The sequence below is a fragment of the Streptomyces sp. GMY02 genome, assembly GCF_019056675.1.
GTDB lineage: Bacteria > Actinomycetota > Actinomycetes > Streptomycetales > Streptomycetaceae > Streptomyces > Streptomyces odonnellii.
In genome coordinates, this window is sequence record NZ_CP077658.1 from 4331018 (window position 1) to 4352882 (window position 21865).

The 21865-nt window shown below is 64.6% G+C and carries 22 protein-coding genes; 3 read left to right on the top strand and 19 right to left on the bottom strand.

Going from position 1 to position 21865, the window contains the following annotated elements:
• Positions 1-91 precede the first annotated feature (91 nt).
• The 10 genes from KQY30_RS18130 to KQY30_RS18175 all read right to left on the bottom strand — a co-directional run bounded on the left by KQY30_RS18130 (position 92) and on the right by KQY30_RS18175 (position 7246).
• Positions 92-2194, bottom strand: a complete 2103-nt coding sequence (locus KQY30_RS18130; RefSeq protein ID WP_217307732.1) for an ATP-binding protein — start codon at positions 2192-2194, stop codon at positions 92-94.
• 86 nt (positions 2195-2280) lie between these two features.
• Entirely contained in the window at positions 2281-2607 is a 327-nt protein-coding gene (locus KQY30_RS18135; RefSeq protein WP_217307733.1) for a hypothetical protein, read from the bottom strand.
• Between the two features lie 77 nt (positions 2608-2684).
• Positions 2685-2876: a hypothetical protein gene (locus KQY30_RS18140; protein WP_217307734.1), complete on the bottom strand. Its 192-nt coding sequence runs from the start codon at positions 2874-2876 to the stop codon at positions 2685-2687.
• The gene (locus KQY30_RS18145; protein WP_217311137.1) at positions 2873-3265 is read right to left on the bottom strand and encodes a DUF6251 family protein; all 393 of its coding nucleotides are present in this window, start codon (positions 3263-3265) and stop codon (positions 2873-2875) included. Before KQY30_RS18145 ends, KQY30_RS18140 begins: the two co-directional genes overlap by 4 nt.
• A 2-nt stretch (positions 3266-3267) precedes the next feature.
• On the bottom strand, positions 3268-3444 hold the full coding sequence (locus KQY30_RS18150) for a hypothetical protein (protein WP_217307735.1): 177 nt from the start codon (positions 3442-3444) through the stop codon (positions 3268-3270).
• A 99-nt stretch (positions 3445-3543) separates the two neighbouring features.
• A complete protein-coding gene (locus KQY30_RS18155; RefSeq protein WP_217307736.1) occupies positions 3544-5031 on the bottom strand; it encodes a DUF2637 domain-containing protein in 1488 nt (495 codons plus the stop codon).
• Positions 5028-5219, bottom strand: a complete 192-nt coding sequence (locus KQY30_RS18160; RefSeq protein WP_217307737.1) for a hypothetical protein — start codon at positions 5217-5219, stop codon at positions 5028-5030. Before KQY30_RS18160 ends, KQY30_RS18155 begins: the two co-directional genes overlap by 4 nt.
• Positions 5216-5674 carry a Pycsar system effector family protein gene (locus KQY30_RS18165; protein WP_217307738.1) on the bottom strand — a complete coding sequence of 153 codons (459 nt, stop codon included), beginning with the start codon at positions 5672-5674 and terminating at the stop codon, positions 5216-5218. The genes KQY30_RS18160 and KQY30_RS18165 overlap by 4 nt, the downstream gene beginning before the upstream one ends.
• On the bottom strand, positions 5671-5937 hold the full coding sequence (locus tag KQY30_RS18170; RefSeq protein WP_217307739.1) for a DUF6284 family protein: 267 nt from the start codon (positions 5935-5937) through the stop codon (positions 5671-5673). Before KQY30_RS18170 ends, KQY30_RS18165 begins: the two co-directional genes overlap by 4 nt.
• 592 nt (positions 5938-6529) lie before the next feature.
• Positions 6530-7246, bottom strand: coding sequence for a GntR family transcriptional regulator (locus KQY30_RS18175; protein ID WP_217307740.1), 717 nt, complete (start codon positions 7244-7246; stop codon positions 6530-6532).
• Between the two features lie 56 nt (positions 7247-7302).
• Between KQY30_RS18175 and KQY30_RS18180 the strand changes: the two genes are divergently transcribed.
• Entirely contained in the window at positions 7303-8124 is an 822-nt protein-coding gene (locus KQY30_RS18180; RefSeq protein ID WP_217307741.1) for a bifunctional 2-polyprenyl-6-hydroxyphenol methylase/3-demethylubiquinol 3-O-methyltransferase UbiG, read from the top strand.
• Positions 8125-8211: 87 nt separating this feature from the next.
• Here KQY30_RS18180 and KQY30_RS18185 read toward each other — a convergent pair whose 3' ends face one another.
• From KQY30_RS18185 to KQY30_RS18210, 6 genes are all read right to left on the bottom strand, one after another.
• On the bottom strand, positions 8212-8712 hold the full coding sequence (locus tag KQY30_RS18185) for a DUF4411 family protein (protein ID WP_217307742.1): 501 nt from the start codon (positions 8710-8712) through the stop codon (positions 8212-8214).
• On the bottom strand, positions 8712-9887 hold the full coding sequence (locus KQY30_RS18190) for an ImmA/IrrE family metallo-endopeptidase (protein WP_217307743.1): 1176 nt from the start codon (positions 9885-9887) through the stop codon (positions 8712-8714). Before KQY30_RS18190 ends, KQY30_RS18185 begins: the two co-directional genes overlap by 1 nt.
• Before the next feature lie 1297 nt (positions 9888-11184).
• Entirely contained in the window at positions 11185-12285 is a 1101-nt protein-coding gene (locus KQY30_RS18195) for a hypothetical protein (protein ID WP_217307744.1), read from the bottom strand.
• 121 nt (positions 12286-12406) lie between these two features.
• Positions 12407-12985, bottom strand: coding sequence for a DUF4365 domain-containing protein (locus tag KQY30_RS18200; protein WP_217307745.1), 579 nt, complete (start codon positions 12983-12985; stop codon positions 12407-12409).
• A gap of 643 nt (positions 12986-13628) precedes the next feature.
• Positions 13629-15320, bottom strand: coding sequence for an ISAzo13 family transposase (locus KQY30_RS18205; RefSeq protein WP_254407196.1), 1692 nt, complete (start codon positions 15318-15320; stop codon positions 13629-13631).
• A 148-nt stretch (positions 15321-15468) separates the two neighbouring features.
• A complete protein-coding gene (locus KQY30_RS18210) occupies positions 15469-16722 on the bottom strand; it encodes an IS701 family transposase (RefSeq protein ID WP_217307746.1) in 1254 nt (417 codons plus the stop codon).
• A 133-nt stretch (positions 16723-16855) separates the two neighbouring features.
• Between KQY30_RS18210 and KQY30_RS18215 the strand changes: the two genes are divergently transcribed.
• Positions 16856-17661, top strand: a protein-coding gene (locus tag KQY30_RS18215; protein ID WP_217307747.1) for an IS5 family transposase whose coding sequence is annotated in 2 segments (ribosomal slippage) — positions 16856-17189 and positions 17189-17661 — 807 coding nt in all. Because the reading frame shifts where the segments join, the coding sequence is not laid out codon by codon here.
• Between the two features lie 60 nt (positions 17662-17721).
• Positions 17722-18975 carry an IS701 family transposase gene (locus tag KQY30_RS18220; RefSeq protein WP_217307746.1) on the top strand — a complete coding sequence of 418 codons (1254 nt, stop codon included), beginning with the start codon at positions 17722-17724 and terminating at the stop codon, positions 18973-18975.
• A 91-nt stretch (positions 18976-19066) separates the two neighbouring features.
• Here KQY30_RS18220 and KQY30_RS18225 read toward each other — a convergent pair whose 3' ends face one another.
• The 3 genes from KQY30_RS18225 to KQY30_RS18235 are packed head-to-tail and all read right to left on the bottom strand — an operon-like array spanning position 19067 to position 21461.
• On the bottom strand, positions 19067-19909 hold the full coding sequence (locus tag KQY30_RS18225) for an HNH endonuclease (protein ID WP_217307748.1): 843 nt from the start codon (positions 19907-19909) through the stop codon (positions 19067-19069).
• Entirely contained in the window at positions 19909-20508 is a 600-nt protein-coding gene (locus KQY30_RS18230) for an AAA family ATPase (protein ID WP_217307749.1), read from the bottom strand. Before KQY30_RS18230 ends, KQY30_RS18225 begins: the two co-directional genes overlap by 1 nt.
• A gap of 23 nt (positions 20509-20531) precedes the next feature.
• A complete protein-coding gene (locus KQY30_RS18235; protein ID WP_217307750.1) occupies positions 20532-21461 on the bottom strand; it encodes a hypothetical protein in 930 nt (309 codons plus the stop codon).
• Positions 21462-21865 lie beyond the last annotated feature (404 nt).

Here is a 21865-nt window from a genome sequence, read left to right on the forward strand (position 1 = left end):
TCCCTAACCGTGGGTTACCGCAGATCAGTTCGGGGAGGCGGGCCCGGGGAGGCGCCTGGGGAGTTCTCCCTGCCTCCCCAGGCGCCTCCCTTCACCCTGCGTTACTTTCGGGGGTGTCGGTGTCGCGCTCTTCGAGGGCTTCTTCGAGGAGGGCACGGCTGACGTGCATGATCCCGCCGGTCTTGTACGGCGCCGCCCCGACCGCTTCCAGGGCCTGTGTCAGGTCGGAGGCGGTCCACTCGCGGTACTCGCCCGGGTTGAGTGAGGCGAGGCGGGCGCGGACTTCATCGGTGCGCATCCGCTTGGCGTCGCCCATCACCGTGGCGATGTCCGCCAGGTGATCCACCGGCTCATCGGCCGGCACGGAGGTGAGGGTGGTGATGCCGGAGCGCAGGGCTTTGGCGCGCTCCGCGATCTGTTCGGCTTCGTCGTCGTTGATGTAGTGGGTGCGGACGTTGACGGACACCTGGCCGGCGGCCATGTCCACGCCCGATCCGGCGACGACAAGCTGTCCCTTGTCGAGTCCCTGGCGGAGCTTGTGCGGGGCGGCCCCTGCGTCCACGGGTGCGTCGCCAAGGGCCATTTTGGCCTGCGACTCGGTGCCCAGGACGAGGGAGGCGCGGATGTGGTTGCCCTCGCGGGAGCGCTTGGGGAGGTTCTGGTCGGTGGGGTCCTGGGTGCCTTCCCAGATGGTGACGTTGACCGCGCGGCCCTGGTCGTGGATGCCCTTGGCTGCCTTGAAATAGCGGCTGGTGGCCCTGGCGCCGCCGTAGGGGCGCTTGTCCGGGCCGACCGCGCCGGAGCCGTAGGCGACCTGGGCTTCGTCGACGATCGCGACCAGTGGCGGGAACACGGTGCCTTTCGGGGCGAGGAGACGGCTCTGCATCTCCTCGAACACGTCCTCCACCATCTCCGTGACCTCCGCGACGTGGTCGTCGGTCGGGCCCTGGATGAGCACGGTGGCCACTCCGTCGAACATGTCCCAGTCCCCGACACCCTTGAGGTCCCCGATGCGGAACTCAACGGTCTTGTCCAGGGCCAGCCACAGGGCCAGCGCGCGCAGGGCCGCGGTCTTGCCCTGGTTCGAGAGGCCCGTGACGAGCAGCATCTTCTGGTAGAGGCTGACCAGGACGGCATCCCCGCGCAGGTCCTGGCCCCACGGTGCGCGGCCGTTCTTGTAATCGGCGGTCAGGGTCGGGTCGGTGACCAGGGGCGATGCGGGGACCGGCTCGTCCAGCGCGCCGGAGTCCGCGATCCACAGGCGCACCGTGCGCGCGGCCGGCGCCACGCTGATGTACACCTCGTGCTCGTGCCGGTTCAGGTTCTCCGCAAGCTTCCGGCGCCGCCCCATGATCTCTTCCGTCGACACTCCGGAGGGGAGCGTCACGTCGACTTCGACACCGCAGCCGGCCAGGGTGATCGGTCCGAGCATCGATCCGCCCGCGTCGCCCATGTCCTTGATGGCGTTGCGCAGGACAGCGACCCCCAGGTTCCGCAGGGCCAGCACCACCACGGACGGAGTGACCGGCGCCCCGGTGTTGTCACCGCGCTGGTGGGCGGGAAGGGCCCACTGTGGAGCGGTCTCCTGGCGTCGTCCGACTGCCCATAGGCCGCACAGGGCCAGCCAGGGGCCGACCGTGACCAGCGGCCCCCACACCACGGTGGCGATGATGACGGTCCAGTGGATCAGGTCGACCAGCGCCATGGCAGGGGATAGCACGTCGGCGGGGTCCTTGGTCGCGATGGCCAGGGCGATCCCGAGGAGCAGCAGACCGCCTGCGGTGCCGCCCGCGGCGTAGCCGGCGCCCTTGACCAGGCGCTCGGGGGAGGTGAGCAGGTCCATGCGCCGCTGGTGCCGCGCGGCACGGAAGGCCCGTCCGCGTTCCTCCCACTCCGCGGCGGCCTCCAGATTTCCGGCAGCCTCGGCAGCGCGGATCATGCGCTCGTAACGGGCGGCGGTCCGCCCGTCCCACGCACGCCGCGCCACAACCCGTGTGCCTCCCAGCACGTAGGAGCCGTGCCGCACGACCAGGCGGCCCGCGGTCACGGTCCGCTCCCGCGTGACCGTACGGCGCGCAGCGCGCTCGGAGCGCACCCACAACGGCACGGCGGGAGCAGCGGCGGGGCGCGGGTCGGCGGACGGATCGGGGGCAGTCTGCGGGGTTTTGAAGAGGGGGACAACATTTTCCGTCATGCTGAAGGTCTCCTGTCTCGCCCGATGGCGGGTAGGGCCCGGGGCGCCCGGTGTCTTGGCAGATGGGCGGGCGCCCCGGGGCGGAATCACAGGCCGATACGGCGCGCGGCCTGCTCGGTACGGCGCAGGGCGGACTCCGCGTCCCGCCGGGCCTTGCGGGCGGCGTCCTTTCCGCCCCGGGCGGCGGTACGTTCGGCGGTCCGCGCGGCAGCCACGCGGTTCTTGGCCTGGTCAAGCTGAGTGGCCATAGACTTTGTCTCGCGCCAGGCGCGGTCTTCGGCGCGGTCGTCGATCTCATCGATTTCCGCGGGGATCCGCGGGTCGATCGCATCGCTGCCGGCAACGGCCTGCTTGACGCCGCGGGCGACCAGCCACGCGCGGCGTCCGCGTTCGGCTCGGGTGTACGTACGCATCGGCAACTCCCGTGTTCTGGACCGGACTGTCCGGCTCCCCCTCACCGCCCGCACGTGTCGGGCGGATCAGGCAGCCGTCAGGCAGGTTGCAGTTGCTCGGGGCGGAAGTCGGGCCAGCCGCACAACGCGTCCAGGAAGCCGCTGCCCAGACCGTCCACCAGCAGGGATCCATCGGTCTGGACGTAGACGACCTTGCCCGTGCGGCCCTTGGCCCACCGGTACTTACCGGGATCCACGACCGTCACACGGTCGCCCACGGTGAAGCTCACGACCGCCCCCTGCGACCGCGGCGGGACTTCGGTGCGGCCTGCGCGGCAGCGTTCTTGCCGTCCGTGCCGCCGACCGACCGCACGACCGTCACCAGGCCGTACGTGATGGCGATCACGACCAGCGCGGCCACAGCCAGGCTGACCGCCATGGACGTGATCGCCGCGATCAGCATCGGGCCGAAGTAGACGCTGGCGCCGACCGCTCCGGCGCCGATCCCGGAGCCCAGCGCGACCCGCTGCACCGTCCGGTCCGGGGCAGCCTGGTGGATGTGGACGACCTGCGGGATACCTGCCTGCTGCTGCGGTACGGGCAAGGTGGCGGGATCGATGTAGGCGTGGGTGCCGTCCGGGAGCTGGACAACCGTACGCGGCGCGGGGAGGTGTTCCATCATCAGTTCTCCTCGGTCTTGCCACCGAGGACGACGTCACCGTGAACGGTGCCGCCGCTGTGGCCGATCTGGTCGCCCATGACGATGCCGCCGCCGAAGGTGACGCTCCCGCCGGTCACGGTGATGCCCGCCTGCGCGAGAGCCTGCTGAATCTGCTCCTGAGTCTGGTCGTTCGACACGTGTCCTCCGAAGTAGCCGGGTGGTGCGGGGCGCGCCCCGGGCCGGAGTCGATCCGGCGCCCTTCACGGCTGGTTGCCGGGGCTGGTGGAGCGGTGAGATCAGCCGGTGTAGCCGGCGGCGATCAGGGCGATCGCTTCTTTGCGGCGTGCGCTTGCGGTGGAGGGGGACACCTCTCCGAGCGCGTCCGTGATCTCTGCGAGAGGGACCGCGTCGGCGTCGTTCCGGCCGGTGGCGAGGATCATCCGAGCGACCTTGCGGGCGGCCCGTTCCGAGGGGGTGAGCTTGATCAGCGCCTCGGTTTCGAGAGCCGTGTTCTCCTCTGCAAGAGCACGCGCCCGCGCTACGGCGGCACGCGCGTCTGCTTCGGCGGCGGCTTCCCGGTCCTTCGCCGCACGCTTCTCCGTATCGGCCCGCCGTGCGTCGATTTCGGCAGCCTTGGCGCGTGCTTCGAGCGCCGTGTTCTCCGTTGCGAGAGCACGCGCCGCGGCTTCGGCGGCGGCTTCCCGGTCCTCGGCAGCCGTCCGTTCGGCAGTGGCCCTGCGCGCGTCTGCTTCGGCTGTGTCAGCGGCGTCCAGGGCAGCCGACTCCTGAAGTGCCGCCCGGGTCCGCGCGTCCGCTACAGCAGCCGCCATGCCTGCTTCGGCGTCCACCTCGTGCCGTGTGACCGCCACACGGCCCGCAGCGCGCAACCGGGCCTCTTCGGCGGCGGCCTTGCGCTGCTCCGCCCGCGTCTCCGCGTCCAGGGCAGCGGCCTCCGCGGCTTCCGCCCGGAGCCTGGCCTCTTCAGCGGCGGCCTGCGGGAGCGCGAGTGCCTGCGCCACGGTCAGCCCGTACTTGGCCATGGTCATGGGTAGACGGGCCTCTGTACTGGCCTTCTGCCACCCGCCCTGGGTGTCCCGGTCGAGCATTTCCCGGTAGACGAGGAGGTCCTTCTCCATCTGCACGGCGGTGCTGTAGGAGGTGATGCCCCGCAGCCGCATCTGCCGGTACATCGCGAACGCGCTGCGCGGTGCGAGGATCCACCGGCTCACCGGCACCCCCTCCGACTCACGCCCCGCGGCCAGATCGGCGGCCTTGATGATGAGCCGGCGGGCGCATTCGGCGGAGACGATGAACAGGACCGGCACGACCGCGTGCATCGCCGCACCGACCGGGTCCTGAGCCGGGGGAAGGTCGCCCGCGTTCGCGTTGAACACGATCGTCGCGCCCGTCAGCAGGTGCGCGACCAGCCGCGCCCCCGCCCACGGAGTGCCCCGCCGGATCATGATCAGGTCCAGGGCGAGCAGGACGAGGATCCCTGCGTCGACACCGATCGGGAACACGTAGGCGAAGGTTCCGAACCCGTGGTCGAAGCCCAGCTTCACCAGGGCGGTGTAAGAGCCGGTGAACCCGATGCCTGCCAGGACCGCACCGCCCACGGCGGCCAGTAGACCGAGCAGCCGTAGGGTGTCCGCCGACCGCTTACGGCCCGTACCTGCAACACGGGCCACCGGGCTCGCAACGCCCGGTCGCGCACTCGAAACGGTGCGCGGCACGGCCGGTTCGACCGCGGGCGGGGTGTAGGGAGTGTCCGCGAACGTCGTCACGACACACCCCGATTCCGGAAGCCGTGGAGCTTCCAGCCGACCGCCTGCATCGTGCATCCGAAGAGGACCACCCGCCGCCAGGCGGGGTTGCCCGTGACGGACGCACCGCCGATGCCGGCGAACGCGAGCAGCAGACCGAACAGGACCAGGACCAGAGCGAGACCGCCGGGGGAAGACTGCTCACTCACAGCGCACCCCCGACCGCGATCACAGCAGCCACGATCAGCAGCACGCCGGCCGCGCACGTCAGGTCGACCGCACGCCGCAGGTGGATGTACTTGACGACAGCGATCCGGGACAGCTCCGCGATGTGCTGCGCCCGCTTGTCCTCACCCAGCTCGGTGCGGATCTCGTCGGCCGTCAGACGGGCCCAGCGGGGGAAACCCACCGGCCGGTCACCGCCGAGGTTCGGGCGGACCGCCCGCAGCAGCACAGCAGCAGCCGCGACCAGCAACGCCACCCCCGTGCCGCCCACGACAAGCGAGGCGATGGGCGGGTGAGCGTCCTTGGCGACGGTCCAGACACCGGCCAGCACAGCACCGATGAACGCCAGCAGTAAGCCAGTCTTGGTGTCAGTCCGGGCGATCTCCGCCTTCACCTCCGCGTGCGCGGCCGTCAGGCTCGTGTCCAGGCTGGCGCTCACGCGGCACCCCCGGGCACGGTCACCGTGGCGGCCAGGTTCGAGAGCTCCCGGCGGGCGGCCAGCACCCGCCGCCGGGCCCTGCGCAGACGCCGCATGTCCAGCTCGGACGGCAGACGGTCCAGCGTCATGATCTGCGCGTCCAGCAGGTCAACTTCAGCCAGAATGAGCGGCATCTCCCGCTCGATCACGACAAGGTCAGCGTCCGACGGTCCGTCGGGCTGCGCCTCGGTAACAAGGGGCTGATCAGGAACGATGTACAGCATGGGTCGGATCTCCTTGGATACGTGACGGCCCGAACCAGCGCCCCCGGAGCGGCAACTCCGGGGGCGCACGGCCGATGAATGGAGCGCCCCGCCCGGGAGTCGAACCCGGGCTGCGACCATCGGGGCGATGCACGGACCTGAGCCGCGCCGGACACCTTTTGCGGGGAGGTGACGGCCCGTCGTACACGCTTCTGGATCTGCGCCTCGTCCCGCTCACCCGAGGAAGTGCAACCCGGTGTCATCGCGTGGCGTGTGTGCCCTTGGGGCAGATCCGTTCTTTTGAGTCGAGTCGCCCCTACGGGGCTTACCGACTGGTCTCCACTCGCCCCGGCTGGTGTGGTCACGGCCGTCGTACTGCGGTGGATCACGCTGTGGAGTTTTCGGCGTGACGGAATCGCCCCTCTCCAAAAGTTCCGGATCGGGCGATGGCCACAGCACGAGTGTGGACCGGTGGACCGGTCCGGTCAAGCACTGTTTCTTGTAATCCGATCTCTCGTCAAGGGGAAATGGCAGGTCGGGGCGGGTATGAAGTCATCAAAAAAGTCGGACCGGTGGACCGGTCCGACTTTTTTGGCTACCCCAGACGATGTGCCTACATCGCGTAGGTATCCACCTGCTCGAAGAACGAGGAGGGCGTGACCCCTTCCTCGCAGACCAACGGATGGCCCTGCTGGTCATGCGCCGTGTGCAGTAGCACAGCTACCGGTGTACCTGTCGGCACTCCCAGTCGATCCGCCTCCACGCCTGTAACAAGGCGCACGGTAGTGATGTCGACTCCCTCAACCGGGAACCGTCCGGTCTGCCGCCGGACGTAGCGTGTCGTGCCCTCAGCGATTGGGGCGGCGTCGGCAAGGCGGGGCGCCGCTTCGGCGATCTCGGGAGGGAACCACGCCTCCACGCAGCTGTGGGGCGATCCGTCCGGGAGCTGGTGTACGCGGATGCGTCGGAGTGCCAGCACTCCCGAGGAGATGCCAAGCGCTCCGGCGACGCGTACGGACGGTTCCGCCCAGTCGGGCTCTCCAATGCGCGCGAACGGCATTCCGCCCAGGATGCGCGCCGACCCCGCTCGGCGGGCGCCAGCGGGACGCGCCACGGGGGTTTCCGTGACGACGAAGCCGGTACCCTGCTTGGCCACGACCACGCCGTCGTGCCGCAGTACGTCCATGGCTTTGATTGCGGTGGCCCGGGACACGCCCCACTGCTCGGCCAGGTCGCGGCCAGACGGGATAGTGGCCCCGGGGGTAAACTCGCCAGCAGCGATGCGGGCGCGCAGGGACTCTGCGATCTCTTCGTACTTCAGAACTGCCATGGTTTCCCCTACTCCGCACGCTGGACTGGTCCACCGGTACACAGGATACTGCGACCATGTCGAATCTCGAATTGGCTCCCTCCGTGATGCGGTTCTATGGCGAGACGGTGAACGAGGGTGACCGCCTGCGCAGCTCAGCAGACGGACGTATGGAGCTGGCCAGGACTCAAGAACTCCTCCGCCGCTTCTTGCCCCCCGCGCCAGCGCGCGTGCTCGACGTGGGAGGGGGAACCGGGATTCACGCTGAATGGCTGGTAAAGGACGGCTACGAAGTCACGCTCGTGGACCCTGTGCCTCGCCATGTCGAGAGCGCCGCCGCTGTGTGCTCAGCGATGGTGGGGGACGCCCGCGAGCTGCCCCAACCGGACGACAGCTTCGACGTAGTGCAGTTGCTCGGGCCGCTCTACCACCTTCCTGACCTGGACGACCGGCGTAAGGCGCTGGCGGAAGCCCGCCGCGTAGTGAAGCCGGGCGGGCTGATCGCTGCCGCCGCGATCAACCGCTACGCGTCGCTCTTCGAGCACGTCACGTACGCGCACCTGCACACTGAGCGGATCCACGACTCCGTCTCCAAGATTCTTGAGACGGCCATCTATGACGGTGTACGAGGATTCACCTTGTCCTACTTCCACCGCGCGGAAGAGCTTGTGGCAGAGCTGGCTGCCTCCGGTCTGACGGACGTGCAGGTCTTCGGTATCGAGGGGCCCGCCTGGTCCCTGGTGAAGGCGGCCGAACAACAGCCGGGCGAGGGGCCCACTGGCGATCTGATCGCCTCGGCGATGGCGGCGGCACGGTTGGCGGAGCCTTACCCGGAGCTCCTTGCTGCCAGCTCGCATCTATTGGCGATTGGGAAAGCTCCTGCTGACATCCAAGGCTGAAATCGGCGGTAAGAAGCACACTGCCCGCCAAGGAGCCCGACGCTGACTGCGCCAGCATTCCGCATAATGCTGCACTGCGCAGCCTAATTAGGCAGCAGTTCCAAGGCTCCAATCCAAGCGGGCCTGAGCGTTTCGCAGCATACCGAAGGTGTTGGAATAAATGACCCCCAGCGCGTTGCATGCGTCTGGTATGAGTACCCGCTTCCGCGCGTCGGGGCGTGGCTGCTCCAGAGTCACGAGGGTATGACCATGCGCCCGGGCATAAGCCACCAGGAAGAAGTCGGCGGTGTTAGTAAGAAACTCTTGCACTGCGGCAGCCGTAAACGGCCTCGACTGAGTCCACACAGTCAAAGGGCCAAAATATTTCGTTGTGTCATCATCTATAGGGCGAAAGAAATCCGGATGCGCTTGAGCCCATGCGGCGAGCTCGTCAGCGCCCTGCATTAGCTCTTCCCGAACCGGTTCAATACTGCACACAATAGCGTTCTCGTGGGCATGATCGAGCCACGCCCAGAAACCAGGCGCGATATCGAACGCATAGTAGCGATTCTTTGCCTCGATCAGGACATTGGCGTCAACCAGATACATTAAGCGACTCCGATTTCCGCAGCCAGGTTCTGGAACGTCTGATGCTTCTTTGTGCCCAATAGTTGATAGGCATCCCTGTAGGGAGTCTTACCTTCGATCGTGTCAGCAATGACTGCTCGCGCAAATTGGCGGCTCAGGCGAAGGGGCTGCGTGTTGTAGTAATTTCCCCCTCCCCCTTCAGCCTTCTTCGCTGTCAAAATCGCCATAATCCTGGCCTGCTCTGCGGCGTAACGTTCCTGATATTCACCCCAGGACAGAAAGCCTGCATCGTGCAGGCGCTTCAAGACGACTAGGGTCGAGACCCGGTATAGGCGCGCGAGTCGGTCCAGTTCGGTCTGGTTCAGCACGCCGCGGTGGTCGGATCGAATCGCCGCTAGAGGTACAAGAACCTCAGCGGCCACTTGATTGCACCAGAGCTCTTCATCGTGATCGCTAGGCCGTGCCATTGCCGCATCGGAAAGGGCACTTTCACCAAGCCAGACATGAGCAAACTCATGGACCATGGTAAACAGTTGAGCCGCTTTAGTGTCCGCACCGTTAACGAAAATCAGGGGCGCCACAGGATCCACCAACGCAAACCCGCGGAATTCTTCCGCATTCAACTTCCGGTGCGTATCAGAACCTACGATACCGCTGACCATTACAAGAACCCCGGCGCCTTCGATTTTGTCGATCAGCTTTCGCTGGGCATCCTCGCCAGAGTTGAACGCCCGCCGATCAGGAAGGCCAAAATGGAGAATCTGACGGATTTTAGCGGCCACGCCAATCGGATCACTGGAAGTGGTCACCTCTCCTGCGAACGAAACCGGAGGATACCCCTGAGTCTTGGCGTATTCGCGGTACCATTCTTGTCGCGACTGGCAAGAATAGATAGTATCCAGGAGGTCGACGGATGGGCGACTGATTCTACGATTTCCCAGAGTGCGCATATCCGGGATCGGTATCGGCTCTTCCGGTGGTTCGGGGAGAAAGAGCAGGCCGAATGGCGTGTGCGTGGCGTTGGCGAAACTCTCTAGTTGCTTCAACGTGGGACGCACCTCGTCGCGTACCCATTCGTGGAAGCGCGGCGCGCGACTTTCGATAGTGGCGACCGACCAGCCCGCGCGATCCGCAGCCCACTGCAACAGCGCCGGCTCAACTCGGACCCGTACGACCACGCGGCTCACCTCCTCCACGACCATAGGCCAGTGCTGCCCGTCGCGAATAGACAACCACTGGCAGTAGTGGAGAGGTTACTGAAGTTGGACCATGCTTCCTAGGGGCAACTCCTCACCAGCTCGAACTTCAGCGGCAGGTGGCTGTGGTGCACGACCCGTCAACTGGGCCGTCTGTGGGCCATGTGTGGGCCAGCGAGTCACGGAAGGGTCCCGTGATGAGGCTTCGTGGCAGGTCAGGGAAGGTTGGCGTTTCTCGGACGCGACGCTCTTGAAAACCGTCGTGGCAGTGATGTCACCGTGGGTTCAAATCCCACACCCACCGCAGCAGGACAGCGTAGCTGCTGGTCAGAGAGGGTGCTCCTCGGTAAGGGGCACCCTCTCTGTGTTCCCCGCTGTCTCAGGGTTTCTCGCCCGTGCACCGCTATGGACCAGTGTTCGTCCCCCAGCCGTCCCCCAAAATCCGTGATCGCTTAGGAGGCGACGAGAGGCAGGTGGCCGTTTTGCGCCGCGCAACTAGCCTGCCGAAGCCGCGCCGTTAAACCAGTTGGTACAGCGTTGAGTTGCCAGCCTCTTCAGCCCTCGTACACGGCCCACGGCTTCGCGGGAGCGAGCGAAGGGATCTTGTGCCTTCGGCCATCCGGAGCGCTGACCCACGGCGCCCCAGCCGCCGCACCGGAGATTCACACACCACCAGCCCGCACAGCAGGCCGCGCCGGACTAGGGGCTTCGCTCCTGCCTTCGGCCCGCACCGCCACGGCCTCGGTCCCGCGCCACCACATTGCCCCAAGATGATCACCGATTCAGGCACTGGTCGCCAAGGGCCGGTGCACCGGACCGAGCCTGACACCCCACCCATCTGCCATTCCAGACCTCAACTGGTCGAGCACCATCGCATGGCCGGGCAGCAGGATGCGCGCGTACAGACGGCAAGATGCTTTGTACTCAACAAGCAGGTGCGCTACGGCTGAGGCCTGCCGGATGCTGCGGGCCGAGACCCGGCAGGCCGATCAGCAACTCGGCGATCGAATTCACACCTCAGACAGAACATGCCTCCGGCGGGGGCGCTCAGGCTCCGAGATGGAGGAAGCTCCGTAGGCGAGCGCCGGCCCGTAGCGGGTGAGCGTGGAGATGCTCCCATCCCGTTTGCCATCGACCCAAGCGGAGCCGAGCAGCCGCGTCCCAGGGCGTCAAGGTCGTTCGTACGGTGGCGCGCTCCACCTTGACGCCCTGAACCACGCCCGCTCCACGGTGTGTGGGCTAACGGCAGACGGGATGGGAGCCGGAGGTTGGTGTAGAGGTGACATCAACCCATAATTCACTCGTCTACTTGCTCAGAAAATAGAGAAATCTGCCCCTCAATCGCCGAACGCGAGGGGCGTGAGAATTCAGAAATAGGCCCCAGAGTTCGCACCACAGTCGCATCATATAGCCAGCTCAAATTAGCCTCTTTTTCAAGGCGTCCGCTGACCTCAAGCGCTAGATCCTCTTCGTGAGCCCTAACAGCCTCGTGGTATTCATCTTCATCCGACAAGCGTACTCGAACCTTCTTCGCGCGCCCACCAGACAAAGTATCAAGACCGAAAACGCCAGGACTGCCTGCTTGTTTCTTAGCCAGTAGGTGCACCCTGCCTGTCAAGGTTGATACCTCAGAGGATGCATCTGCAGCTAGCCTGGTAGCGGCTTTACTCAGTGGGTCGACATCCGAACCCCTGAACTCAAAATGAGAATCAAGCTCTCCTGGTGCTGGCGTGACCGGATCCCACTCGATGCTTATATCTGCGCCATCGGAGTTTTCGGCGATGCCGAGAATCGCGCTTGTCATCTCGTAAGAGATCCCTTGAGCCACTCCCGCTTCAAATCCGGCTAGGGATCCGCTAGAGCGGTAATGTTCCAAGGCTTCAACGGTAGCCTGAACAGCTCTAACTACTGCCTGACTGACGTCTCTGACGCTGGCCAGCCCTAGCTCTGGTACTGCAAAGGCTGCCGCATCCGCAGACCCAGAAAGAGGTACCGCGCCATTGGGAGGAGCGTACGCGGTGATGATGTAGCTGCCAGGAGCGGACTGCCCCATGAGAACTTGGTCGAGATATCTATGCGCGAACCTGCCGTGCTTATTCACGTAATGACGACCAGGCCCCATGTAGGATTTAGCGCCCGCAATCAGAGTCCTTCGCGCAGACTCAACAAGACGCTCACCGCTCTTCCATGCGATGAACCCACTTGGCGCAGACGATTCCTTTCGGAACTTAAATTCATCTGAGGCATCGACAATCAGGCGTGGATAGATCGATCTGATCCAGAAATCTCGATCCTGGGAAAGCTGAAGGAGGGCCGACCTCATGGAGTCAAGGAATTCCGGGGCATCTTCATCAAGGGGGAGCATTAGGCTGGAATTAATCCATGCGTCTGTCAGCATGGGTGGCGAGTAGCGGGAGTAGATTCCGTGCCTTCCGCCAATCCTCTGCCAACCAGCTTCCTCCAGAAGGGCGCTCAATTTTCCTGGGTCAACCCGCGCAGGGAGCGTTACGCCCGACGAATCATTCATTCAGCGGTTCACCCCTGTCGATTTTATCCAGGATCTCTGAGAGAGATTCGGCATCCACTCTGTTCTTGGTGGGGATGTGCACCGTCGGCTTTTTCACCGACGGATCGATCTCGACCCCCTCCAAAGATACCCAAAAGCAAGATCGCCTAGTCCACAGGCCGTCGTGGGTAACCTCGGTCCACTCCGCCTGTCGAGGCGGTACTGTCATAACGATCAGAATCGCTTTGGGGTACCTGCGTGACCTGGCCAAGTGATCGAAGTACTGACGCTTCGTGAACTGGTAGCTGAAGTGCTCCCGAGACTGGTCGGGAACGATCTGGGTTGTGCACTTGAGCTGCGCCAGGACCGCGGACTCATCGATACGAGGGTCACTTGACGGACGGATCAGACGAACGTCGTAGCCGTACACGTCCACGGGCACGACCTCAACGACCATTCCCGCGGTTGCCGCTACAGACTTGATGTAGCCCTGCTGCAGCTGCTCCATCATCTGAGTGACGTGCCGCATGTCTACGGCCTCGATGTGGCTCGCACGCGGCTTTCTGCCCTCTGCGGGCTCCGTCGCCCTCACCACGCAACAGTGCCTCTCCCCCGACGCTTTGAGATCAGGTTAGATTACCGGGGGTCCTCTGGGCAGCGAGTGCACGGAAGTCATGTTCGAACGTTAGAGCGGGCCACTGACAACTGCTAGGGGGCGATCACACGAGAGCCTTGAGCGACCAGCGACCAGCGACCAGCGACCAGCGACCAGCGACCAGCGACCAGGGAGCGTGCGGCCGCCTATGCTCGCGCCGCTCGCGTGCCCGCTTGAGCGGGGACCGCGAAGAGCGCGGCGCCTGCATGTCTACGCTGGATCCATCCAGAGGCCGCCGATCCGTAGATCAGTTGCTCAGCTCAACTCCTCCTGGATGAGGCAGCCTTCAGCGAAGCCATGGCCTTGAGCTCGACTAGGGCGCCACGATGCCAGTACGAGCCGGTAGACCGTGCTGCATGATCTTTCCTGATGCTCCTGTACCCCATGCGGCTTTCTCCGACCTGAAGACCGCAGACCTGACGGTTGATGCGCTCTACGCAGGAGGAACCGGTGGCAACTCGGGGGACGATCCAATCTCCAAGCTTATAAAGGGCGTAGGCAACCGCGGACTGGCCTTACTACCTGGGCGCCGAAACCGACACATTCACGTACTACGGCGACAATAAGGGCGTGCAGATTTTTAACTCGTCTTTTTGACCTTGGTTGAGGTGGGGTCGGAAGCGAGGAACGTTGCGACGTCGGATGGTGTATGGAGGCGGGCGGTTGAGGTGTTGATGTGGTAGCCGTGTGCCTCCAGGAGCGGGCGGACCTCATGTTTCGCGCGGCTGATGGTCATGGCGGTGACGCCGAAAAGTTGGCCGAGGAGGTCCATGGTGGCGAGTCTGCGCAGGTGAAGCACGGTGGCCAGGATCCGCTGGGCTGGGGTGAGCTTGGCTTTGGCGCCTGCACCGGGGGCGACCAGGCGCTCGTGACCGCGACGCGTGCGGAGCGCTTGCTCGCGTTGAACCTCCAGGGCGGGAGCCAGTGCGTCGATGAGCTCGCTGAGCTGTTGGCGGGTCATACCGGTCAGTTCAGGGTCCTGCAGCGAACGCTGTGTGAGGCGACGTGGTCGGTTCGCCGGGGCCTGGCCCGAGGTGCTGTCGATCGCCGTCGCGTTCAGTGGATGCTGGGGGTGGAGGGTGTAGTTCCAGTCGCCGTGGAAGCGGTGGCGGGTGATCGGCAGGGCGGCGATCTCGTCGTCGCTGACCTGGATGCCGGTGGGGTAGGGGTTGGTGTCGAGTTCGGCGTGCACGGTCAGGCCGGTTTTGGTGGTGGTCGCGGCGATGCTCTCGACGATGACTTCGTGGCTGGTCAGGGGCCTTCCGCGCCAGTTCATGGTGATGTGGGAGAACAGCCGGTGCTCGATGCGGTTCCACTTCGACGTTCCGGGAGGCAGGTGGCAGACGGTGATCGTCAGGCCGGCCTCGGCGGCGAACCGGGCGAGTTCGGTCTTCCAGGTGCGGGTGCGATACCCGTTGGAACCGCCCGCATCGGCGGTGATCAGCAGCTGGCCGGCCGTTGGATAGGCGGTCCGTCCGGCTGCGTTCCACCAGCGGCGGACGGATTCGACGGCGAACGTGGCGGTGTCGTGGTCGGTGCCCACGTTGACCCAGCCGGTGTTTGCAACGATGTCGTAGATGCCGTAGGGAACCGCCCTGCCCAGCTCGCGGTCGGGGAAGTCGTGGGTGTCGACCCGCACCGGCTCGCCTCTCGGCTCCCATTCACGGCCGTTGTTCTTGAAGGGGCCGACCAGTTCCTTCTTCTTCGTGTCGACACTGATCACCGGAGCCCCGCTGTCCTGGTGGGTCCGGGCCTGCTCGTTGAGGTAGTGGAACTGTGCGTCCCGGTCGGGGTGCTGCTTGCCTTCCAGGGTCTTGGCGTTGCTCTGCAGGCTGAAGCCCTCCTCGCGCAGGAGGTCGCCCACCGTGTCCGCGCAGATCCTGTGGCCCTGCCGGGTCAGCTGCTCGGCTAGCTTGCGGGTGGATTTGGTGGTCCAGCGCAGCGGCGACATGGGATCTCCGCGGACGTCGGGTTCGACCAGCATGAGGAGTGCCTCCCGAACGGATGGGTTCAGGTCGACGACGCGTTTGCGGCCACCGCCGGGACTGCGGATGCGTCCCAACGGGGCCTCTCCGGAGTTGAGTTCCCGCATTCCGACAGACACAGTGGCCTCGCGGACACCGGCGGCGCGGGCGACCGCTCTGATCCCGCCGCGGCCGAGGGACTGTGCCTCCGCCCCTATCAACAGGCGACGCTGCCGCTCGTCGAGGTGCGGCAGAATCGCCTCGAACTTGGCTGCCAGCGCGGCTTGTTGCACTTCCAACCCGCTCATGCCAGACCAACGAACCACCGAGCGGGAAGCTACGAGTTAAAAATCTGCACACCCTAATACTCCAGCAGCGGTTCGTGTCCTGAGCTGCGTTTTCGGTAGTGGCAGTGGCGGGCGACGGCCTGGCGGTGTCTTCTCCAGGCCGACCATTTCAGTGTGTGGGTGACGGGATCACGGTCGGCTCGTGGGTGGGGCAGGAGAGCGTCCAGGAGCCGCCGGATCTCTGCCACGGTGAGCGGGACGAGGGCCGATCCGTTTCTGCAGCCCCCTTTGCGGCGTCGGTGGTGGCCTGGGCTGCGAGTGCGGCCAGGACGGCGTGGGCGAGCATGGCCAGGGTGATGTGCCGGTACCAGCCGATGTAACGGCGGACTTCGTACTGGTCGAGGCCGCACTCGTTCTTCGCAGCCTGGAAGCACTCCTCGACAGCCCAGCGGGAGCCGGCAATCCTGACCAGCTCGGCGATCTCGATCCCGACGGGTGAGTAGGCGAGGTAGTAGGCGATCCGGCCGGGGTCGGACAGGCTGCGGCGGGCCATCACCCAGCGGTGACGGGTGGGCGGATCGGCATCGAAGACGAGGTTGGCGGGCAGCCTGGCCGCGGCCCAGTCGTAGACGCGCGGGCCCTTCGCCCCGTGGCCGCAGGGCAGCCGTTGCCAGGCATCAACAGGCGCTTCTTTGATGAGCTGGTCGATGCGCCAGATGCCGGCCAGGGACTTGATCTGCTGGGATTTGGGCACCGCCACCACGTATCCGACGTCGAGTTGTTCGAGCAGGCGACGGAAGTGCCAGTCCTGTCCGTAAGCCTCATCCGCGGTGACCCAGGCGGCGGGCAGGCCGGCGGCGATGCAGCGGCGGACAATGTCCCGGGCCAGTTCACCCTTGGTGGCAAACCCTCGCTCGTCAGGGATCTTCGCGCCCCGGCAGCGGTCCCGGTCGGATGTCCATGCCTTGGGCAGGTAGAGTTCGCGGTCGACCAGGGCCCGGCCCGAGCGGGTGGCGTAGGCGGCGAACACTCCGATCTGGCAGTTGTCGATCTTTCCCGAGGTGCCGGTGTACTGCCGACCGACCCCCGCCGACGTGGTGCCCTTCTTGATGAACCCGGTGTCGTCGATGATCAGTACGCCGTCCGGTCCGAGTCGTTCAGCGACGTATGCACGGACGTCGTCGCGCAGGGCGTCCGCGTCCCAGACACTGCTGTTCAAAAGCCGCTGGAAGCCGTCGGGAGTGCGGTGACCTGCCCACTCCGCGAGCTGCCAGCCGTTCTTGCGTGCCGCCTGTCCCAGCAGGCCCCGGACATAGTCCCGCATCCGCCACCGCAGATCCGCCCGCCCGAACCCGCCCGCAACCCGCCCGAACACCGACTCCAACTCATCGGCCCACCAAGCGACTTCAGCCATCCCCTTCATACCAGGACAACGACAATCACCAGCTCAGGACACGAACCGCTGCTGGAGTACTAACAGCGGCTAACACAAAGAGGTGGATCGGCGCTGATGGCCGTGTCCAGGGCAGGAGTTGAGCGTTCCGTCTGGTGTGGGGATGTCGCCGTGGATCGTGTCGGATGACCTGTGGGATCACCTGGAGCCGCTGCTGCCGCAGCGTGAGCGCAGGTTCCGGTACCCCGGCCGCAAGCCGTTGCCGGACCGGGAGGTGCTGTGCGGGATCCTGTACGTGCTGCACACCGGGATCCAGTGGGAGTACCTGCCGCAGGAGCTGGGCTTCGGCTCGGGCATGACGTGCTGGCGGCGGCTGCGGGACTGGAACGAGGCCGGTGTCTGGCAGCGGCTGCACGAGGTCCTGCTGGCCGAGCTGAACGCGGCCTCACGGCTGGACTGGTCCCGGTACGTGGTCGACTCCTCCCACGTCAGGGCGTTAAAAGGGGGATCTACACGGGCCCGTCGCCGGTCGACCGGGGCCGGGCCGGCTCGAAGCACCATCTGATCAACGACGGGCACGGCACTCCGCTCGCGATTCTGCTGACCGGCGGCAACCGCAACGACGTCACCCAGCTGCTTCCGCTGCTCGACGCGATCCCACCGGTCCGCGGCCGGGGCGGCCGTCCCCGCCGCAAGCCGGACTCGCTGTTCGCCGACCGCGGCTACGACCACGACGTCTACCGCGACCAGGTCCGCGCCCGTGGCATCGTCCCCGCGATCGCCCGCCGCGGCACCCGGCACGGCACCGGACTGGACACCTACCGCTGGGTCGTGGAGAGAAGCTTTGCGTGGCTGCACGGCTTCCGACGTCTGCGGATCCGATGGGAACGACGAGCCGACATCCACGAAGCGCTCCTCAAACTCGCCTGCTGCCTCATCACCCACCGACAACTCGGCTCATTGTGTTAGCCGCTGTTAGTACTCCAGCAGCGGTTCGTGTCCTGAGCTGGTGATTGTCGTTGTCCTGGTATGAAGGGGATGGCTGAAGTCGCTTGGTGGGCCGATGAGTTGGAGTCGGTGTTCGGGCGGGTTGCGGGCGGGTTCGGGCGGGCGGATCTGCGGTGGCGGATGCGGGACTATGTCCGGGGCCTGCTGGGACAGGCGGCACGCAAGAACGGCTGGCAGCTCGCGGAGTGGGCAGGTCACCGCACTCCCGACGGCTTCCAGCGGCTTTTGAACAGCAGTGTCTGGGACGCGGACGCCCTGCGCGACGACGTCCGTGCATACGTCGCTGAACGACTCGGACCGGACGGCGTACTGATCATCGACGACACCGGGTTCATCAAGAAGGGCACCACGTCGGCGGGGGTCGGTCGGCAGTACACCGGCACCTCGGGAAAGATCGACAACTGCCAGATCGGAGTGTTCGCCGCCTACGCCACCCGCTCGGGCCGGGCCCTGGTCGACCGCGAACTCTACCTGCCCAAGGCATGGACATCCGACCGGGACCGCTGCCGGGGCGCGAAGATCCCTGACGAGCGAGGGTTTGCCACCAAGGGTGAACTGGCCCGGGACATTGTCCGCCGCTGCATCGCCGCCGGCCTGCCCGCCGCCTGGGTCACCGCGGATGAGGCTTACGGACAGGACTGGCACTTCCGTCGCCTGCTCGAACAACTCGACGTCGGATACGTGGTGGCGGTGCCCAAATCCCAGCAGATCAAGTCCCTGGCCGGCATCTGGCGCATCGACCAGCTCATCAAAGAAGCGCCTGTTGATGCCTGGCAACGGCTGCCCTGCGGCCACGGGGCGAAGGGCCCGCGCGTCTACGACTGGGCCGCGGCCAGGCTGCCCGCCAACCTCGTCTTCGATGCCGATCCGCCCACCCGTCACCGCTGGGTGATGGCCCGCCGCAGCCTGTCCGACCCCGGCCGGATCGCCTACTACCTCGCCTACTCACCCGTCGGGATCGAGATCGCCGAGCTGGTCAGGATTGCCGGCTCCCGCTGGGCTGTCGAGGAGTGCTTCCAGGCTGCGAAGAACGAGTGCGGCCTCGACCAGTACGAAGTCCGCCGTTACATCGGCTGGTACCGGCACATCACCCTGGCCATGCTCGCCCACGCCGTCCTGGCCGCACTCGCAGCCCAGGCCACCACCGACGCCGCAAAGGGGGCTGCAGAAACGGATCGGCCCTCGTCCCGCTCACCGTGGCAGAGATCCGGCGGCTCCTGGACGCTCTCCTGCCCCACCCACGAGCCGACCGTGATCCCGTCACCCACACACTGAAATGGTCGGCCTGGAGAAGACACCGCCAGGCCGTCGCCCGCCACTGCCACTACCGAAAACGCAGCTCAGGACACGAACCGCTGCTGGAGTATTAGGCAGCGAATCCTCCCTGGTAGAACCAGGCATCGTCTGCTAGAGCTGTATAGGTAGCGGTCTGCCAGCTATTCGCATAAGCCATACGGCGACTATTGGCTTGCCCAGACAGATGCTGCCGAACTGCGTCTCCACCTCCACGCGCATGCAGCTGTATCAGGTAGTGCTTGATGCTGTTCAACTCCTGCGCAGCCTGTGAGGCATATAGCGGCGCCAGCTTGAAGGTCCTGAAATGCGTGGCGACTCTATTCTTCAGGGAGTCTGGCCAATTAATTGGAGCAGCCACACTGAAGACGATTGCAGCGGGGCTGGTATGAACGACCGCAGCGTGGAGCCATGGATCGCCATCCAGATCATCATAATATGGATGAATTGGCTCATTCTCGGCACTGACGGGAATCGCGTCCGATTTTATATGATTGCAGTCACTACATGCGGGAATCAGATTTAGTGGGGTAACACTCAAGGCGGGATAAAGCGTCTTCGGTAGGACGTGGTCGAGTGTTGACACCGTGCGTTGCCCGCACATGGGGCATCTGCCGTCAGGAGCAGCCAGCATTAACTCGTCATATATGAACCGCCCAACAGCCTTCTTTTTGGCCATCCTGTACTTGTAGATAGCTATCATTTCAACGCCGGTCAGGCTAGCCACAGACAGTTCATCTTGATCTAACAAATAAAGTTCCGAGGATTCCGCCGCACTCTCATACTTGGCAGCCGAAGCCGCAACTTCATCAGCCGCTTGGTCGAGTCGTTCCCTCAGCTCTCTATTCCTAATGCGACTCGTGCAAGTCGCATAGCTAAAAGCGGCCGTGTGCACAGGGGGATCGATTTTCCACATTAACGATCCCCCTCCATTTCTCTTGCGGCAATTAGCCCGCGGATTATGCCTCTAGCCTCGCCGCCCAAGTGGCCTCCAAAGCTTTCCACCACACTTTCGTATGCGTCGTTGCCAGCCACCGCCTCATCCAGCAGTCGATGAAACCCGGAGCGGGTAACCTCAAGCCCAAAAATCTCACGCGTAAGCACACCAACGTTTTCGCCGAATGTCTCGACGTCGGGCCTTTTGGCGACCATTTCCCTTCCGGATCGGCGCAGCTTGTACGCGCAACTTTTTGGAACCTCCTGCAGGATGACTGGAGAATGGGTGGCAACAATAGCCACACCGTTTCGATTGATGAGAAGGTCCGACAGCGCTCTAGTGAAGGCGCCAAGTAGCGGCGGGTGCAAATGTGCCTCCGGCTCGTCCAATAGAACTAGCGAGCTCTCCTCAACGCTCTCAACGAGACGCGTAATGGTCAGCAATACGATCTTGTGGCCGGAACTCAAGTTACGGAACAAGCCCAGTGCGTTCTGGGTCAGCGTCTCATCATCGCCGTCCGCGGAGTCCGCCAGATCGGCGACGCCGGCGTCGCTAAAAATGGGGTCTGCCTCAAGCATTTGGAGCGCCCGTCGCCACCGGGTCAGACGAGCGCCCTGCAAGCAGACCCTGACGCTTGTTGCGAACTCTCGCGCAATGGCACTCGGATCTTTGGGGGGAGTGCTTTCGATTCCCGATTCTTGCGAATTCTCTTGAGGCCAATGTAGGTGTACTGCGGCCCTTTAGTCTTATTCCGCTGTACACTAATGGGCTCAAACGGATCGAATGCACTGAAAGTCACCGAGACGAGGTTGGCGAATCGTCCCTTTCGCACACCCTGGGCTCGGAATGTGAACTTCCCGGCCTCTTCCTCCGTGGCGCCGGGGTCGGCCAAGGCTCGACTCATATGGTAGAGGATATGCGTTTTACCTACACCATTTCGACCGATCAGCACGTGGATGTTCGTGGGCGGCATGGAGTCAGGAACAACTTCGAATTCAAATGAAGGGGGCACGCTTCCCGAACGGGAATCGGCGGGTAGCGTGTACGTGAACTCGTAGCGAGTCAGGCGAGGTCCGCCCTGTGTGAGTCTGCGAAACTGCCCCTCAACCGTATTGCGGGAAACGAAACGTAATAAGGATGTGCCGGTCACATCTTCAGACAAGGCGCGACGGTATAGATCTTCGTCGTACGCGATGTCCCCGAGTGATCGCAGTACTTCTTCGCGAAGATCTGTACCCAGCCGCGTTAGATTACGGTAGTAATCTGGGTCTTGCCCTACGGAAAAGAAACGCAGCCCGCTCAGTATCTCAAAAACAGTCGGCAAATCCGGTGAGCGCTGGTCGTCGCCCATCTCGAATTGGCCAATCTTTAGATCGCCAATCTCGTGTACTTGGCCAGCGTCATCCCTCACGTGCAGATGATGCAGCGTACTGTACTTGAACCAATCGTCCCAATTATCTTCAATCAAGTATGCGTGCTGAGATTCACCTTCCGGAATCCGCGATCCGGCAGGTAATATAGAAAACCGCATGACGCTCCATGGAGTAGGAAGACTTCATCTTCTTACTTGCGGTGCAAGGATATGCGGCGAACGCCAGTCTGGTCTATATACATGAGCAAGACTGTTTGAAGTTCGGGAGTGGCGGAGGAACACTGCGATCCCGCTACAGGACGTTACTCCCCGGCGATCGGGCTCCGGACGGGTAAGGCCGACTGAGAGAGCGGCTTTCGAGTGGGGGAAGTGACTGTGCAGCTAGCTGTGGATCGCCCGACAGCGACCCAGAACCTGGCGCCCGTGCTCTGGATCAAACGTGGACTGATTCTCGGGCCCAGGGCTCCATGAGGCTCCTGGCCAGTGCTTTTACCGCCAGGCGACGGGGCCTCCGGAGCCGGTGCTGTACATCAGCGATGTGCAGTACCGACCCCATCCGGCAG